This is a genomic window from Polynucleobacter sp. MWH-Jannik1A5 (assembly GCF_018881795.1).
Lineage (GTDB): Bacteria > Pseudomonadota > Gammaproteobacteria > Burkholderiales > Burkholderiaceae > Polynucleobacter.
The window spans coordinates 297,084-311,655 of record NZ_JACVPQ010000001.1 but is presented as its reverse complement, the minus strand read 5'-3'; the positions used below and the strand labels follow the sequence as shown (position 1 = coordinate 311,655).

Sequence of the window (14,572 nt, the reverse complement as noted above, 5' to 3'; positions counted from 1 at the left end):
TGGCTATCGATTGCTTAACTCTATGATTCTTGATCATCTGGGTAATGTGCTGGTTCAGCAGGGCCCCAACCAGTTCGAGGGGGTGCTTTATGGCTATGGCGAAGATGCTTTCCTTCTGTTTTGACTAACTTCCCCCCTCTATGAATTATTGCGCGAATGACTGATTTCCTGGGATGGTTAGCATCTTTCTTTGCTGCACTCACGACTGCCGTAAATTGCTCTTCTCCGGGTAGAGGTTTATTTTTTAGTATGGGCCCAAGAATCTCATCAAGAATTTCTGACGAAACATTTCTTCTGGATCCATGGTGAGGAACTTGAAAAAAATTGATTCCAGGAAATTGAATTCCAATTGTTGTTGCATAGTTAATTGAACTTCTCAGCGCTGCTTTTCCTGCATCACCAGTTAATAAAACTTTTCTTCCATGTAAATTCGCATACTGAACAATGCTCATTTCATTCTCTGGGCTAGTCTCTTCTTGAGATAGGTTCTCGTCACCCCATGCTGACTTGATAAATTCAACTGTTTTTGAATAAATTTCACCAAGAGTGGAGAGTGGTGATGTCATAAAGCTGTTGAGTGTAGTCTGAGGTACGGGTGTAGGGTATGGCAATGTAGTAAGCCCCGCCCTCTGAATATTCTCAGCTATGTTTTTTGCGTCTGGAGTTTTTGGTGAATCTACAATTAGATCGAGGTAAGCCTTTTTTGATGGCGATAAAACTATAAATTCACCAATTTTTTTTCCTTGAAAGGGCTCTCTGATTTCAATTCCATTTTCGATCGCAATTTTTTCAAGAGCATCAATATTTGAATAAATTTCTCGCAATTTTTTTTGCAAGCTTTCAACGGACGCATACCTGCTGAAGCGATGAATAATTTCATGGGCATAGTCCCATGGTTTAAGCATCCAAAGGGTGCCAACTTCATATTCTTCAAGAATTTTTCTTAATCCGCCAGCATGGTCTTGATCATTGTGTGTGAGAACTACATGATTGATATGAATTGGGTCATCATAATGCTCATTAATATGGGTAACGAGAATATTCCCTGTATCCTGAAACCCACCGTCTACAACATGAATATACGTTGCGCCATTAAGTTTATATCTTAGGCAAATTGCATCACCACTCTTATCTGAATCAACATCCAAAATATCTATCTCATAAAAATCATCCATTTTTACCCTCATGTTTTTCTGATTGTTTGGATGGCTCAATTCCCCATACTGATTGACCTATAGACTCAATTTTTGATAGTGTTTTATCTACATTTAAGCCGGCCAAAAAGGCTAATAGCCAAATCCCAAGCTGATGTAGCTCCCCTTGATTTGCATTTAAGAAAAGGAGCCCTGACTTTATTAATAGATAGCTTATGCCCCCTAAGGCAAGACTTAAAAATGGCCTTATGAGATACCAAGGCGCCCAGTCAGAATCCCATTTCTTGCGAACGCATGCATTGAGGTAGACCCCTCGCAAACAATAGATGGTGCCGCCAAGACCCCCAAAGAGGATGCTTAGCAGTATGTTTTTAAGTGCAACTGGTGCAGCGTCGGGATGACAAAAGCCCAGATAAAATAGTGCAAACGTTACAAGTCCAAGCTCAATAAGTAATAAAACAGAAATAATCCACTTGCTCATAAAAACCTCAAAATGTTCTTTTTTTTATAAAGATACCTGAGATATCAATTCTTTCAAGAGCTTTTTGGAAAATAAGTGCAAATTGCTATGCTAGCGTCGCGAAACCGGGTTCCTAGCGTCCCATGTATATCTTTTCCTAGGCATGCGGGAGTAAATCCCTATAGAAATTTGAATAAATTCGCCAGGCTGATAAGATTGGAAATTATGAGAATTTATCGCAATATTTCCGAGTCCAAACGGCAAACCACTGATTACGATGTTTTATGGAATGGTGAGGACCAAGGATTAATAACATCTTGGGAAACCGGAAGGGATAAGGCAAAGTCAGACCCAGAATTGGCTGCAAGAGCTAAAAATGGCGAATTAGTTATGTTGGGTTGGAAGGGTGGCGTAGATAAGCCCCTCAAAACTAAGAATAAATATGGTGGTCTGCTTTATGTGGCTATGTGGCAGGGTCTTCGTGGGGAAAATCTGGATATAGATCTAGAGAGTGAAATACGAATGATATGCACACGAACAGGTGTGCCTGTTACCTATACCTCTAACGTTAAATTACTTTGCGCTTCTGAGGAGTCCGATGACTAAGGTATTAGTGCTTGATACAGAGACTACCGGAGTTTCTAGCTCGGACGAGCCCATTGAAATAGCTGCAGCTTTATATGAAGTAGATTCGACCGGCAATTTAGTTGCAAAGCTAGATGCTTACAGCGGTAGGCGTGAGCCAACGGTCCCGATTAGTTTTATGGCGCAAAAGGTTCATAAAATCTCTAAAGCAGACCTTGCTGGTCAGGATTTCGATCACGAGAAAGTGGCGGTTTTACTATCTAATGCTGATGTTATTGTTGCGCATAACGCTGATTTTGATAGTCGAATGCTTGAGCCGCTTTACCCTGGAATCAAGGATAAATCCTGGCGCTGCACCATCAACCAATGGCCTTGGCCATTTGCATCGGGGAAATCTTTATCTTCGGTTGCGTCGGCATTAGATATTCCACAACTTAATGCCCATTCAGCAGAAGGAGATGTAGATACATTAAGTGCTTGTCTTTTCGATTCCACAGGCAATGGAAATTATCTTAAAAATCTTTTGACCGCAAACGATTACGTATTTAAAAACACATCTGAAAATGCCTATCAAAGGGCTGCAAGTAACGTTACACCTAAGGTAAGTGAGGCCTGCAAGAGCCTGTTAGGCATTGTGGGCGCTATAGTCTCAGATAAGAATTTACATAATTCCGAAATCATGTTTGTTAATGACTGGATTAAAGCGAATCCTACAGTTTCAACTTCGTGGCCTGGGAGTGTGATTGCGCAGCAACTTAAGCAAATACTTTCCGATGGAATAGTTTCAGAAAATGAGCGCAGCTCTTTGTTGAATAGTCTGAGTGCAATTACTGCGGGTGCTCTTGCTAAAGTCTCTCAGGTTGCTGAGGAGATCGATTTTCATCCAGACGAGCTAGATGTAATTGAATTTGCATCCCACACCTTTTGTTTAAGTGGAAATTTTCTCTTGGGCGATAAGGATAAGTGTGCCAATGAGATCTCCAAGAGGGGTGGTTTGATGCTGGCTGGTGTCACTAAAAAGTTAAATTACTTGGTAGTGGGCGGCTTAGGCAGCGATCAATGGAAGCATGGTAATTTTGGCACTAAAGTCGAGAAAGCTATTCAATATCGCTCCGATGGCATTCCCATAAAGATAGTTCACGAAGAATCTTTGGTGAAATTTCTATAGCAAGTGTCTCGAAACAAGACACTTGTTAGTTATAAATCCCTCTAAATCAGGGCTAGACAGTTATCAATCCCGTAACTAAACTGAGCCAGTCCTTCAATTGCCAAAGGCTTTTAATGAAATACCCTGCATTCCTGGGATTGCTGCTAGCGGCTGGACTAGCCAATGCTGTCAGCTATGACTGTACTGTTACAAGAAAGCTGGACTTTGAGAATGTCTATCAGCCAGCCCAGATGGAAAAATACAGGTTTTCAGCCAGAATCCACGATTCCGATAAGCCTAAAGTTGATAGATGCAGTATTAAGCCTAATGACAATAAAGTCACTTGTGATTCCTACGATATTGACAGGGTAGAAGTAGACAAGCACGTGGGATACAAGAAATTCTACCTATTTAGAAGTCAGTACGATATCCAGCTCTTCCCAGATATGAAGTTTGTTGAGAACAATGGTCGTGGTGGAATTGCTTTTGGGACTTGCAAATTTCTATGAATGAATACTCTGGAATAGGCTTTTTTAAATACAGCTTTGCTTCAACCCAAAATGATTTGAGGTGGAGTACTATTTATTAGTTAAAAACATAATCAAATGCCCACCTAAACAATTTTATGAAGGATTAAGTATGGCCACCATTCCAAAAAAGATAACCGAAAGAGTTGTATCTGGTATAAAAAAATATCAACCTCTTCTGGTTGCCGCAAGATCTAGAGATGTTGGCGAGGCGGATACCGTTACCCTGATTAAGGACATGCTCTCAGATATCTTTGGGTATGACAAATATTCTGAGGTTACTTCGGAGTTTGCAATTAGAGGTACCTATTGTGATTTGGCAATCAAACTCGATAATCGGCTGGCCATATTAATCGAGGCTAAAGCAATTGGGATCGAGTTAAAAGAGCAGCATATCAAGCAGGCAATTGACTATGCTGCCAATCAAGGCCTTGACTGGGTAGTACTTACGAACGGAATTACTTGGTTTGTTTACAAGGTAATTTTTGAGAAGCCAATCGATAAAGAGTTAGTTGTGGCATTGGATATGACTTCCATCAATAGTAGATCTAAGGATGATGTTGAATCTTTGTATCTGCTATGTAAGGAGGGATGGATCAAATCTGCTTTGGGTGACTATCACACCCAGCGACAGGCCCTTTCCAGATTCTTTATTGGCGCCATGCTACAAACTGATCCAGTGCTAGATGTGATCCGTAGAGAGCTTCGTCGCGTTTCTCCAGACGTCAAAATTGATACTGATGACATTAAGTCAGTTTTATTGAATGAGGTGATTAAGAGGGAAGTTCAGGAGGGTGATAAGGCTAAGGAGGCATCCAAAAAAATAGCCAAAGCCATCTCAAAGAAAGCGAAAAACTCTGCAGCTCAAGTCAAATCATCGGAGGCTCCTGTTTCAGCTGATATCCCCCCTTCGGAGTGATTATTCTTGGGCGTAAGCGGACAGTGGGCGAGTCTGTGGAGCTTGAGCACAGAATCCGTAGGGATAGGGCTGGGGAAGCCTAGTTTGTCGGGAAACACGACAAGCTAGCGGTCAATTGCCACCCTGAACCAATCATTTGCTGAGCGTGCTTTATGGTAGTGTAGTGTTGAATTGATATTTATGAATTTAAGTTAATGACCCAAAGCCGTGAAAAGAACAGGCGATCTCGCAAAATTGTAGTCAAGTCTGCGCCCATCAAAAAATCCATTTTCGAAAAGTGGAAAGATTCGAATATATTGGTGGGCTTAGCAACGTATGCAAGAAGATTTTCAAAGAATCACGCCATATTATTTTCGCTGTTTGGAACTTTTGTTTTAACATTCCCACCTTATTTTTTGCAGCAGTACTATCAGATAGATAGATTCGCATTAAAAATTAAGGAGTATTTACCCGATGCCGGAGAATTTCTTGATCGATATATGGTTATAGGAGTCTTCGCTAGTTGTGTGTGGGCATTTTTTATAATTGCCTTCTATAAATTCCTAAAAAGCATTTATCAGGAGAACCCAAATGGGTGGACAGAAATGCCTACACTTCTTCTCCGCTCAATCGACAATATTGTTGGAACTAAAGAGCAAAGATTTAGTCGTTTTTTGATAGATCTTCAAAATTCGGATAGCCCTATAAACATTGGGCAAACTTTCAACTCCATAACCCAGCCTGCAAGCCAGTTAAACGAATTAGTTCAAGGATTGCATTCATCTATGCTGGCGCTTTTGCAGCTTGAGAATCCAGGCGAAAAATTTACTCTTAAGGTTAATTTTGCGCAAATGCAAGATGGCTACATAAATGACATCCCGTTTCATTACCCTAATAATCACAGCGTTAAAACCCCGATTCATATATTGAATAAGCCTAATTCATCTATTAGGCATGCGGCAAATACAAAGTCCATTCTTATTATTGAGAGCATTAAGCGGGAACTGGATAAAGATTCACCAAGGTTTTCCCCGAATCCAACAAGAAAAGATGAGGATGGATCTCTTATTTGCTACCCAATTTTTTATGAAAAATTTAATTCTGTAATATTTGTAATTTCAATCTATTCTGATCAACCTTATTATTTCAAAACAAGATTTAAGGCTAGCTATATTGAATTGCTTAGATCTTTTGAGTTGCGCATGAAGTTAGAATTTTCTTTACTGGGAATAAGGGAGTTATCTAATGAGCAAGCTATCCAATCTTCAGTTGACTGAACGAATATTTCACAGAATTAATGCTGAATCTCAAGGTTTGAAGAAGATTTCTTCGCATGAGCTATCAATAGCGGCAGAGAAATTAATGATTGATGCCAAAGATACAATTAGGTGTTTTTCTCTGGCCGCAGGTGATGTAAACAAGTGCGATCATAAGATCGCTAAGTAACCTCTTGAGACGCTAACGGTTACGCAGCGTCGGCCATCCCCACTCGAAACGTTCATAAAGCTCCGCATTGTTCCAAACAGTCTTCACATTTCACCAGCCTAAAAAGACAAAACCCCCACTATTGCTAGTAGGGGTTTCTTGATACTGGTGGGTCGGGCGAGATTCGAACTCGCGACCAACGGATTAAAAGTCCGCTGCTCTACCGACTGAGCTACCGACCCAGTTAAGCCATAAATTATAGCAAGAAGTTTGTTGCCCATCCTCGGGTCTACGGGGTCTGCCCGTCAGCCCTTGTAGTTACAAGTGGCTTATGAATTTACCCGTCTGGCGACCGGTGGATTTTTGGAAAAATAGTCCTTAATTCCCCTCAAAATCGCCTCTGCGATCTTGTCCTGATAGCCGTCATCGTTTAATCGGGCTTCTTCTTGTGGATTGCTAATAAATGCCGTTTCCACGAGGATTGAGGGAATGTCAGGCGCCTTTAATACGGCAAAGCTAGCTTGTTCTACCTTGGGTTTATGTAAGGCTGCAAATCCACCAATTTGCTTCAGGATGGAGTTGCCCACCTGCAGAGAATCTTTAATTTGAGCGGTCGTCGACATATCCAGCAATAAGTTGGCTACCTGCCTATCTTGAGTCTTGATATTGATGCCACCAATCAGATCGGAGGCATTTTCTTTATTAGCCATCCAGCGTGCAGTGGTACTGCTGGCCCCCATCTGAGAAAGTGCAAATACGGAAGCGCCTCTAGCATTTCTTTCAATAAAGGCATCGGCATGAATAGACACAAATAAATCCGCTTCAACACGTCTTGCTTTTTGTACTCTGACGTGGAGCGGCACAAAATAGTCGCCATCTCTAGTTAAGAATGGGCGCATATAAGCTTCACCCTCAATCTTGTCCTTGAGTCGCTTGGCAATCGCCAGTACGACATTCTTTTCTTTTGAACCAGCTGCGCCGATGGCGCCAGGATCTTCACCGCCATGGCCAGGATCAATTGCAATAGTGATCAAGCGCTTATATTTGGCACCCGCTGGAGGCTCTTTAATTTCTGGAATGGCTTGCGCTACGGGTGCTGCTGGAGCTTTAGCAAGCTCTTTCTCTTTCTTTGTAGCAAATTGGGCAATCAGATCTACTTCTTCGTTGGACTTTTCTAGCGCGCTCTCTTTTTTAGCGCTGCTTTTTACTAAAGCCATCAAAGGATCTAGTGGGGTGGTAGGGTACAAATCAAATACCATGCGGTAGTTGTACTCAGCTACTGGATCAAGCGTAAAGAGTTGGGGCTTGATTGGCTCTTTTAAGTCAAATACCAAACGCACAATGCCTGGTTGGAATTGCCCAACGCGAACTTGAGAAATATAGGGATCGTTGGGTTTTACTTTGGCTACTAAATCTTTCAGCGTGGGATTGAGCTCCAATCCTTGTACATCTACTACCAAGCGATCAGGATTAGTCAGAATCTGCTGGGTAATGGGAAGCGGCGTGTCAGATTCCAAAGTAACGCGGGTGTAGTCCTCAGACGGCCAGACGCGGACGCCTAAAATCTTGGCACCCCAAGCAATATCAACCTCTGTGAGTAATAGAGCAAAGCTCAAGAACTTCGCTGAAGTCTTCAGTGTTTGTCTTTTCGAGAGATTGGTCTTCTGATTATTCATGTATTAATAGCAAATGACTATTGTTGAATCTCTTGTAATGCCATTTTTCCAGACTGAGTGATGGTATTGATCTTGATAGCGCGTTCGTTTTCATCTGCACCGGCAGTAAGTTGAATCTGAATATCAAAACCTGGCAAAGTACCTTCTGCTTTTTCTGGCCATTCAATGAGACAAATTCCAGGAATGTCAAAGTGTTCTGAAAAACCTGCCTCTTGCCACTCCAGCGGATCTCGCATGCGATACAAATCAAAATGATGGACGGTGATCGCTTGATCTTTAAATTGCAGCGGATAAGGCTCGCATAAGGTGTAGGTAGGACTCTTCACTTTGCCTTCATGCCCCATGGCTTGAATAAGGTATCTCGCAAAGGTCGTTTTACCGGCACCAAGATCACCCTCTAGAGAAATATTTAGGTGTGAGTCTGCATGTTCAGTCAGAAAGCGCTCAAAATTAGCGGCAAGCTGCCTAGCAAGAGAAGCGGTATCGGCTTCCTGCCTACAATAGAGATTAATAGCAGTAAGCGGGGGCTGGTTGGCCTGTGTTTGAGTCATTCCCCTAGTTTATTCAATTATTGCGCTACATTCTGTATTCCATATGTCTTCATCTATCAGCCCTCAATCCATCGACGAGTCCAATCTACGTGATTGGCTCAATACCCAGGCTATGGCGCTGGGGTTTGATGGCTTGCGTATTACTGACACCCATTTAGGTCCTGCGACAGATCGCCTAAAAGAATGGCTGGAGCAGGGCTGTCATGGTCAGATGGAATACATGCAGCGCCATGCAGAGTTACGGTCCAATCCTGAGTTATTGGTTCCTGGCACAGTACGTGTCATTTGTGTTTCGATGAACTACCTTCCACCTGAGACGGATTTTGATGCTGAGTGGCAACGGCTGGAGAATCTTTCGCAAGCAGTGGTATCAATGTATGCGAGGGGTCGTGATTACCACAAGGTGCTACGTAATCGCTTACAAGAATTCGCACAACGCATCGAAGAGCGCATTGGGAAGTTGGGCTATCGTGTATTTACGGATTCAGCACCACTCATGGAAGTGGAATTGGCACGCAAAGCAGGATTAGGCTGGCGAGGTAAACACACGCTTTTGCTTAACCGAGAATCTGGCTCAACATTCTTCTTGGGTGAGATCTTGGTAGATGTGCCCTTACCAATTGATCAAGCGATTGAAGAGCATTGCGGCACCTGTACTTCCTGTATTGATGTTTGTCCTACACAAGCCATCACCGCACCTTATCAATTAGATGCTCGTCGCTGCATCTCTTATTTAACTATTGAAAACCCTGACTCCATTCCGGTTGAGTTCAGAAAGGCTATGGGTAATCGCGTATATGGCTGTGATGATTGTCAGCTCATTTGCCCTTGGAATAAATTTGCCAAGAGAAGTCAGCTACCTGACTTTGCGCAACGTCACGGCTTGGGACAGGCGACATTACTGCAACTCTGGTCATGGACTGAGCAAGAGTTTGAGCAACGCCATGAAGGAAGCGCTATTCGAAGAATTGGTTACAGTCGCTGGCGTCGCAATCTCGCTGTAGCAATGGGCAATGCTTTGGCTAGCGGAGTGGAGAAGGGCGCAATTACTGAGGCATTGAAGTCAGCACTTCCTAGTGCCGATCCTTTGGTGACTGAACACATTGAGTGGGCCTTAGGTCAAAATGCGCGGCCAACTTAAATACCCACAAGCTTTACAATTGCCCTATGTCATCTAACGACCAGCCCTATATTGATCCTAGCGAAATCGCGCTAGAAGAGGCTGCGGTACAACGCTTTAAAAATCCAAGCCATGCATTTTGGTCTGGCATTCGGGATGCGGCTGGTGCACCGGCGATGGTGCTCTTTGCTGGCATGGTGGGTTTTGGGGCGATGGGTAAAACCAACGGCTTTGATGTTTGGTTTACTACCTTTACCTCGTTTTTCATGTTCGCCTTACCAGGGCAGGTGGTCTTGCTTGAGATGGCGATCACCGGATCATCCGTTGTAGCGATTGCTTTAGCGGTTACGCTGACATCGACACGCTTTATCACAATGACGGTGACGCTCTTTCCGCAGTTTCATCAAAAGGATCGCAATCGCAGTCTCTATGCTTCGGTACATTTATTAGCAATGACTGCATGGGCTATCTCGATGCGGGAGTTTCATGCAATTGAAATTAAACATCGCCTCAGTTACTTTGTTGGGCTAGGACTCTTGTGTTGGTTGATCTCTGTGCCCGGAACCGTATTAGGTTATTACTTAGCAGGAATGGTGCCTAAACCAGTTACTTTGGGTTTGGTGTTTATCAATCCACTATTTTTCTTGCTGACCTTTACTGAGGTAAAGCCCTGGATCAATCGCATCGCTCTTTTGCTAGGATGTATTTTTGGCCCTATCTTTTTCCTGATCGATCGCGATACCAGCTTGTTGACATCCGGTTTGGTTGCGGGCACCTTGGCCTACTTTATTGATCGTAAGTTCTTGCGCAAAAAAGCAGGAGTACTTGGATGAACGGGGCAATAGACGCTTTAAATCACATGAGCGATGCCCTCACTGGTTGGGGTTTATGGATTGCATTGGTAGGCGCCTGTCTAGGCACCTACTTCTGCCGCGCCATTGGTGTGTTTCTGTCTCAGAGTATTAATCAAGATAGCGAGATATTTCGCTGGCTAGCAGCTGTGACCTACGCAATGGTTGCTGCACTCACAGTGCGTTTGATTGTGATGCCGCTGGGCCTCATGGCAACCGTACCTTTGTGGATACGCGTTCTGATTTGCGCCTTAGCCATTGGTGTGATGATCTCTAAGCCTACCAAGCGATTGGTTCCAGCCTTGTTGACTGGAACCTTGCTGATGGTAGGTTACGGCGTGATTCGTTAAATACCCAAATAGCGCCAGCCCATCTTTTTTGTTTTTATAGATGCGCAGCCAAAATTCTGGCAATGTGTACTGCTTCTCTTTGAGTGCCATCCGCAATCTGGTGACGACAGCTTGTACCATCAGCTACCACCCAGCTATCGGGTGACTTCCGAATACTTGGTAATAAGCTGGCCTCTGCCATTTGCTTAGATACTTCAATGTGCTCAGCCTCATAGCCAAAGCTACCAGCCATACCGCAGCAAGATGATTCAATCAGCTTAGGCTCTGCATTAGGAATGAGTTTGAGCAACTCCATGGCCGGAGTAACGGCAGCAAATGACTTTTGATGGCAGTGACCATGAAACAGTACAGGCTTATCCGCGGCTTTAAGTTGGATGTTGAGCTTCCCGGCTTTAGCTTCGCTCGCTAAGAACTCTTCTAGGAGTTGTGCTTTTTTAGAAACGCTGACTGCACGTTCGCCAAAACCCATCACCAAGGCTTCATCTTTTAGAGTGAATAAGCAAGAAGGCTCTAAGCCAATAATCGGAATGTGCTTATCTGCATAAGGCGCAAGATGATCAACCAGTTCACCTAGAGTAGCTTTAGCTTTATCAACCATGCCCGCTGCAAGATAGGTTCTGCCACAGCAAAACTCTTTAGAGCAGGAGTTATCGGCTTGACTTGCTGCTTTGCTTTGGCTCTTCTTGGGAATATGTATGCGATAGCCTGCAGCTTCAAGTACCTTTAATGCCGCCTGGAGATTCTCATCTTCAAAGTAAGCGTTAAATGTATCGGCTAGCAGAACTACACCCTTACCATTCTCATTGCTTGCTAATTGTTCAGGAGTGTATTGATAAGGGTTTGCTGTTTTCTGGTTCCAGAAGGTTTTGCTCTTCCAAATCGGTAGACTTCTTTGTGCAGAGATACCCATGACCCACTCTTGAAGCTTAGCAATAGGCGTAATGTGATTACGCAGGTTCAGGATTGCTGGCAAGAAAGGAATATTGCTAATCGTGCTGGCATATTTGGGAAGATAGGCAACTGCTAGATCTCTGAGTGAGTGGCCTACACGCTTCTTATAAGCGGAGAGGAACTCAATCTTCATCTTGGCCATGTCGACGCCAGTAGGGCACTCGCGACGACATGCTTTGCAACTCACACAAAGCTCCATCACTTCTTTAATAGCATCGCTACCTAGGGGTGAGGATTCATCTTTGATATCGAGTTGATTGGAAAGTGCAAGGCGCAGCGTATTGGCTCTGCCACGTGTCAGGTGTTTCTCATCACGGGTAACGCGATAGCTTGGGCACATGACTTCAGCATCAAACTTACGGCAGTGACCATTGTTGTTGCACATTTCGACAGCTTTGGCTAAACCCATTGCCGGGTCACCGCCCGTTCCAGGCGCAGTAGTTTCTTCTGTGACGGGATCGTTCTGTACATTCCAAGCCGACCAATCGAGCGCTGGCTGGAGTGGGATTACTTTATAACTTGGCGGAAATCTAAAGTTAATAGAGTCATCCATCTTTGGCGGATTAACGATCTTGCCTGGATTAAATAATCCCTTTGGATCAAATGCGTATTTGATTTCTGCGAGTGCTTCTGTGATCTTCGGACCAAACTGCCAAGAGATCCACTCACCACGACAAAGGCCATCGCCATGCTCGCCGCTATAGGCACCTTTGTATTTACGTACTAAAGCAGAAGCCTCTTCAGCAACAGCGCGCATTTTCTGGGCGCCATCTCTACGCATATCCAAGATGGGGCGTACATGCAATGTACCTACAGAGGCATGGGCATACCAAGTGCCACGAGAGCCGTATTTAGCAAATACATCAGTCAATGCCTGAGTGTAATCCGCCAAACTCTCCAGAGGCACGGCGCAGTCCTCAATAAAGCTCACTGGCTTACCATCACCTTTGAGGCTCATCATGATGTTGAGACCTGCTTTGCGTACTTCCCATAAGTTCTTTTGCAGGGATGCATCAGGCATTGGCACAACAGAACCTGGTAAACCGAGATCACTCATGAGTTCTTGTAATGCTTTGAGCTTTTCTAAGAGGGGCGCGTGTGCTTCGCCTGAAAACTCTACCAACAAGATCGCCTCAGGGGTCTGTGCTGTGTGATCGATTAAAGCAGTTTCAATGGTTTTCTTAAAACTCGGATTGCTACGGGCTAAATCAATCATGGTGCGATCAACTAGCTCTACCGCGGTAGGACCAAGCTTCACAATATGTTGTGCGCTATCCATCGCTTTATAAAAGCTAGCAAAGTTCACAATACCGAGCACTTTATGTTGAGGTAATGGCGCGAGTTTGAGCTTCAGAGATTTGAAATACGCCAAAGTACCTTCGCTACCTACTAATAGGTGCGCTAAGTTCACGCTGCCATCTTGGGTATAAGGCAATTCACTTTGAGGATTAAAGATATCCAAGTTATAGCCAGCAACCCGTCTTAATACCTTCGGAAAGTGTGCTTCGATTTCTGGGGAGAGGGTGGTTGCGAGATCTTTAACAAAGTCGCCCAATTGCTTTGCAGCTCCAGTACTACTTGCGTAATCGCTGAAATTGGCAATTCGGCCATCTGCTAACCAAGCATCAATGCCTAATACGTTATGCACCATATTGCCGTAGGCAATTGATCGGCTACCGCAAGAGTTGTTGCCTGCCATGCCGCCAATAGTGGCTTGTCCAGCAGTGGATACATCCACTGGATACCAAAGACCATGTTGTTTGAGTGAGCCATTGAGATGATCGAGGACGATACCGGGCTCAACTTCAACATAACCTTTATCAAGATTGAGATCTAAAACGTTTCTGAAATATTTAGTGTTATCGATAACCAGTGCTGCGCCAGTAGTTTGACCGCATTGGCTAGTACCGCCACCACGGGGTAGCACCGGCACACCCATCTCAGCTGCAATCTGAATGGCGCTGGCAATATCTTGTGCAGTCTTTGGTACAAATACGGCAACTGGCATGGCCTGATAGATGGAAGCATCAGTTGCATAACGGCCACGACTTGCGCTATCGGTCATCACTTCACCAGAAGTCTCTTGGCACAAGCGTTTGGCTAGCTCGGCCTGATCCACCATCAGTTCTTTGAGGTCTAAAGGCTTATTCATGACTTGCTTGTCTCGGCATCTTTGATTTCTGCTTCTGATTTCAGTAGCTGCACTACAACATCGCGCTTGTTCTGTACGTGCTGAATCATGATTTTTCTCATGCGGGCAGCATCTCTAGCTTTGAGTGCATCGAGCATCTCTTGGTGCTCTTCTACAGCCTTTTCCCATTTCACACCATCTTGGTTGGAGCGAAAGCGCAATGCTTCGATGCGCGCATTAACTTGTGTGAAGAGTCTAGAGAGCACCGGATTATTTGCTGCTTGATTAATGAGATGGTGAATACGCAGATTGAGTTTGTAATAACTCGATAAATCACGACGAGCATATGAGGCCATCATTTCATATTGGAGGGCCTCTAACTCTGAGAGGGTGGTGCCGCTAACATTATTGGCAGCCAACTCACCAGAGAATCCTTCGAGATCAGCAATGACATCAAAGGTATGAATCACATCTTCAAGACTCAGTTGAACAGCAATGGCGCCGCGATTGGTAATCAGCTCGACCAATCCGTCTGCAGCCAAACGACGAATCGCTTCACGAATAGGAGTCCTTGAGACGTTGAGGCTTTCAGCCAACTCGCGCTCATTGAGTTTGCTGCCGGGCGCGATCTTGCCCTCGACTAAGAGTGATCTGAGTTTTTGAAAGGTGGCCTCGTGCAAATTCTGAGAATTAGGCTGTTCTATGGCTGCCATACTGAGATCCCCTAAATCCTATATTTGTATACA

14 protein-coding genes and 1 tRNA gene are annotated in these 14,572 nt (G+C 44.2%); 8 read left to right on the top strand and 7 right to left on the bottom strand.

The features are described from left to right. Window positions 1-20: 20 nt before the first annotated feature. Together ICN23_RS01435 and ICN23_RS01430 are read right to left on the bottom strand one after the other, a co-directional pair. Window positions 21-1,175, bottom strand: coding sequence for an MBL fold metallo-hydrolase (locus ICN23_RS01435; RefSeq protein WP_216230600.1), 1,155 nt, complete (start codon window positions 1,173-1,175; stop codon window positions 21-23). Further along, window positions 1,168-1,635 carry a hypothetical protein gene (locus ICN23_RS01430; protein WP_216230599.1) on the bottom strand — a complete coding sequence of 156 codons (468 nt, stop codon included), beginning with the start codon at window positions 1,633-1,635 and terminating at the stop codon, window positions 1,168-1,170. Before ICN23_RS01430 ends, ICN23_RS01435 begins: the two co-directional genes overlap by 8 nt. A 204-nt stretch (window positions 1,636-1,839) precedes the next feature. Between ICN23_RS01430 and ICN23_RS01425 the strand changes: the two genes are divergently transcribed. The 5 genes from ICN23_RS01425 (at window position 1,840) to ICN23_RS01405 (ending at window position 6,048) form a co-directional block, all read left to right on the top strand. Further along, window positions 1,840-2,220 (top strand): hypothetical protein, encoded by a 381-nt coding sequence (locus tag ICN23_RS01425; protein ID WP_216230598.1) that lies wholly within the window; start codon window positions 1,840-1,842, stop codon window positions 2,218-2,220. Further along, window positions 2,213-3,367, top strand: a complete 1,155-nt coding sequence (locus tag ICN23_RS01420) for an exonuclease domain-containing protein (RefSeq protein WP_216230597.1) — start codon at window positions 2,213-2,215, stop codon at window positions 3,365-3,367. The genes ICN23_RS01425 and ICN23_RS01420 overlap by 8 nt, the downstream gene beginning before the upstream one ends. 113 nt (window positions 3,368-3,480) lie before the next feature. Continuing rightward, window positions 3,481-3,855 carry a hypothetical protein gene (locus tag ICN23_RS01415; protein ID WP_216230596.1) on the top strand — a complete coding sequence of 125 codons (375 nt, stop codon included), beginning with the start codon at window positions 3,481-3,483 and terminating at the stop codon, window positions 3,853-3,855. Between the two features lie 130 nt (window positions 3,856-3,985). Beyond that, complete coding sequence (locus ICN23_RS01410) at window positions 3,986-4,792, top strand: type I restriction enzyme HsdR N-terminal domain-containing protein (RefSeq protein WP_216230595.1); 807 nt, start codon at window positions 3,986-3,988, stop codon at window positions 4,790-4,792. Window positions 4,793-4,986: 194 nt separating this feature from the next. Continuing rightward, window positions 4,987-6,048, top strand: a complete 1,062-nt coding sequence (locus tag ICN23_RS01405) for a hypothetical protein (protein ID WP_216230594.1) — start codon at window positions 4,987-4,989, stop codon at window positions 6,046-6,048. 314 nt (window positions 6,049-6,362) lie between these two features. Here the strand turns inward: ICN23_RS01405 and ICN23_RS01400 are convergent. The 3 genes from ICN23_RS01400 to tsaE all read right to left on the bottom strand — a co-directional run bounded on the left by ICN23_RS01400 (window position 6,363) and on the right by tsaE (window position 8,423). Continuing rightward, window positions 6,363-6,438: transfer RNA gene (locus tag ICN23_RS01400), tRNA-Lys, on the bottom strand. A gap of 87 nt (window positions 6,439-6,525) precedes the next feature. Next, entirely contained in the window at window positions 6,526-7,872 is a 1,347-nt protein-coding gene (locus ICN23_RS01395) for an N-acetylmuramoyl-L-alanine amidase (protein WP_216230593.1), read from the bottom strand. A 17-nt stretch (window positions 7,873-7,889) separates the two neighbouring features. Then, window positions 7,890-8,423: a tRNA (adenosine(37)-N6)-threonylcarbamoyltransferase complex ATPase subunit type 1 TsaE gene (gene tsaE, locus ICN23_RS01390; protein WP_216230592.1), complete on the bottom strand. Its 534-nt coding sequence runs from the start codon at window positions 8,421-8,423 to the stop codon at window positions 7,890-7,892. A gap of 43 nt (window positions 8,424-8,466) precedes the next feature. On the opposite strand from tsaE, the gene queG reads away from it, so the two are divergent. From queG to ICN23_RS01375, 3 genes are read left to right on the top strand one after another with little or no spacing between them, the layout of a single operon-like run. Then, entirely contained in the window at window positions 8,467-9,564 is a 1,098-nt protein-coding gene (gene queG, locus ICN23_RS01385; protein WP_216230591.1) for a tRNA epoxyqueuosine(34) reductase QueG, read from the top strand. Window positions 9,565-9,590: 26 nt separating this feature from the next. Beyond that, window positions 9,591-10,376 (top strand): AzlC family ABC transporter permease, encoded by a 786-nt coding sequence (locus ICN23_RS01380; protein ID WP_216230590.1) that lies wholly within the window; start codon window positions 9,591-9,593, stop codon window positions 10,374-10,376. Beyond that, window positions 10,373-10,744 (top strand): AzlD domain-containing protein, encoded by a 372-nt coding sequence (locus ICN23_RS01375; protein WP_216860528.1) that lies wholly within the window; start codon window positions 10,373-10,375, stop codon window positions 10,742-10,744. The genes ICN23_RS01380 and ICN23_RS01375 overlap by 4 nt, the downstream gene beginning before the upstream one ends. A 34-nt stretch (window positions 10,745-10,778) precedes the next feature. Here ICN23_RS01375 and ICN23_RS01370 read toward each other — a convergent pair whose 3' ends face one another. Both ICN23_RS01370 and ICN23_RS01365 read right to left on the bottom strand, forming a co-directional pair. Beyond that, window positions 10,779-13,847, bottom strand: coding sequence for an FAD-binding and (Fe-S)-binding domain-containing protein (locus ICN23_RS01370; RefSeq protein ID WP_216230589.1), 3,069 nt, complete (start codon window positions 13,845-13,847; stop codon window positions 10,779-10,781). Next, window positions 13,844-14,539, bottom strand: a complete 696-nt coding sequence (locus ICN23_RS01365) for a GntR family transcriptional regulator (protein ID WP_216230588.1) — start codon at window positions 14,537-14,539, stop codon at window positions 13,844-13,846. The genes ICN23_RS01370 and ICN23_RS01365 overlap by 4 nt, the downstream gene beginning before the upstream one ends. Between the last annotated feature and the right edge of the window lie 33 nt (window positions 14,540-14,572).

Excerpts from the sequence above, each read along its gene's own strand:
- ICN23_RS01420 (WP_216230597.1), top strand. The coding sequence starts at position 2,213 with ATGACTAAGGTATTAGTGCTTGATACAGAGACTACCGGAGTTTCTAGC.
- ICN23_RS01430 (WP_216230599.1), bottom strand. The coding sequence starts at position 1,635 with ATGAGCAAGTGGATTATTTCTGTTTTATTACTTATTGAGCTTGGACTT.
- ICN23_RS01380 (WP_216230590.1), top strand. The coding sequence starts at position 9,591 with ATGTCATCTAACGACCAGCCCTATATTGATCCTAGCGAAATCGCGCTA.
- ICN23_RS01435 (WP_216230600.1), bottom strand. The coding sequence starts at position 1,175 with ATGGATGATTTTTATGAGATAGATATTTTGGATGTTGATTCAGATAAG.
- queG (WP_216230591.1), top strand. The coding sequence starts at position 8,467 with ATGTCTTCATCTATCAGCCCTCAATCCATCGACGAGTCCAATCTACGT.
- ICN23_RS01375 (WP_216860528.1), top strand. The coding sequence starts at position 10,373 with ATGAACGGGGCAATAGACGCTTTAAATCACATGAGCGATGCCCTCACT.
- ICN23_RS01405 (WP_216230594.1), top strand. The coding sequence starts at position 4,987 with ATGACCCAAAGCCGTGAAAAGAACAGGCGATCTCGCAAAATTGTAGTC.
- ICN23_RS01415 (WP_216230596.1), top strand. The coding sequence starts at position 3,481 with ATGAAATACCCTGCATTCCTGGGATTGCTGCTAGCGGCTGGACTAGCC.
- ICN23_RS01425 (WP_216230598.1), top strand. The coding sequence starts at position 1,840 with ATGAGAATTTATCGCAATATTTCCGAGTCCAAACGGCAAACCACTGAT.
- tsaE (WP_216230592.1), bottom strand. The coding sequence starts at position 8,423 with ATGACTCAAACACAGGCCAACCAGCCCCCGCTTACTGCTATTAATCTC.
- ICN23_RS01410 (WP_216230595.1), top strand. The coding sequence starts at position 3,986 with ATGGCCACCATTCCAAAAAAGATAACCGAAAGAGTTGTATCTGGTATA.
- ICN23_RS01370 (WP_216230589.1), bottom strand. The coding sequence starts at position 13,847 with ATGAATAAGCCTTTAGACCTCAAAGAACTGATGGTGGATCAGGCCGAG.
- ICN23_RS01365 (WP_216230588.1), bottom strand. The coding sequence starts at position 14,539 with ATGGCAGCCATAGAACAGCCTAATTCTCAGAATTTGCACGAGGCCACC.
- ICN23_RS01395 (WP_216230593.1), bottom strand. The coding sequence starts at position 7,872 with ATGAATAATCAGAAGACCAATCTCTCGAAAAGACAAACACTGAAGACT.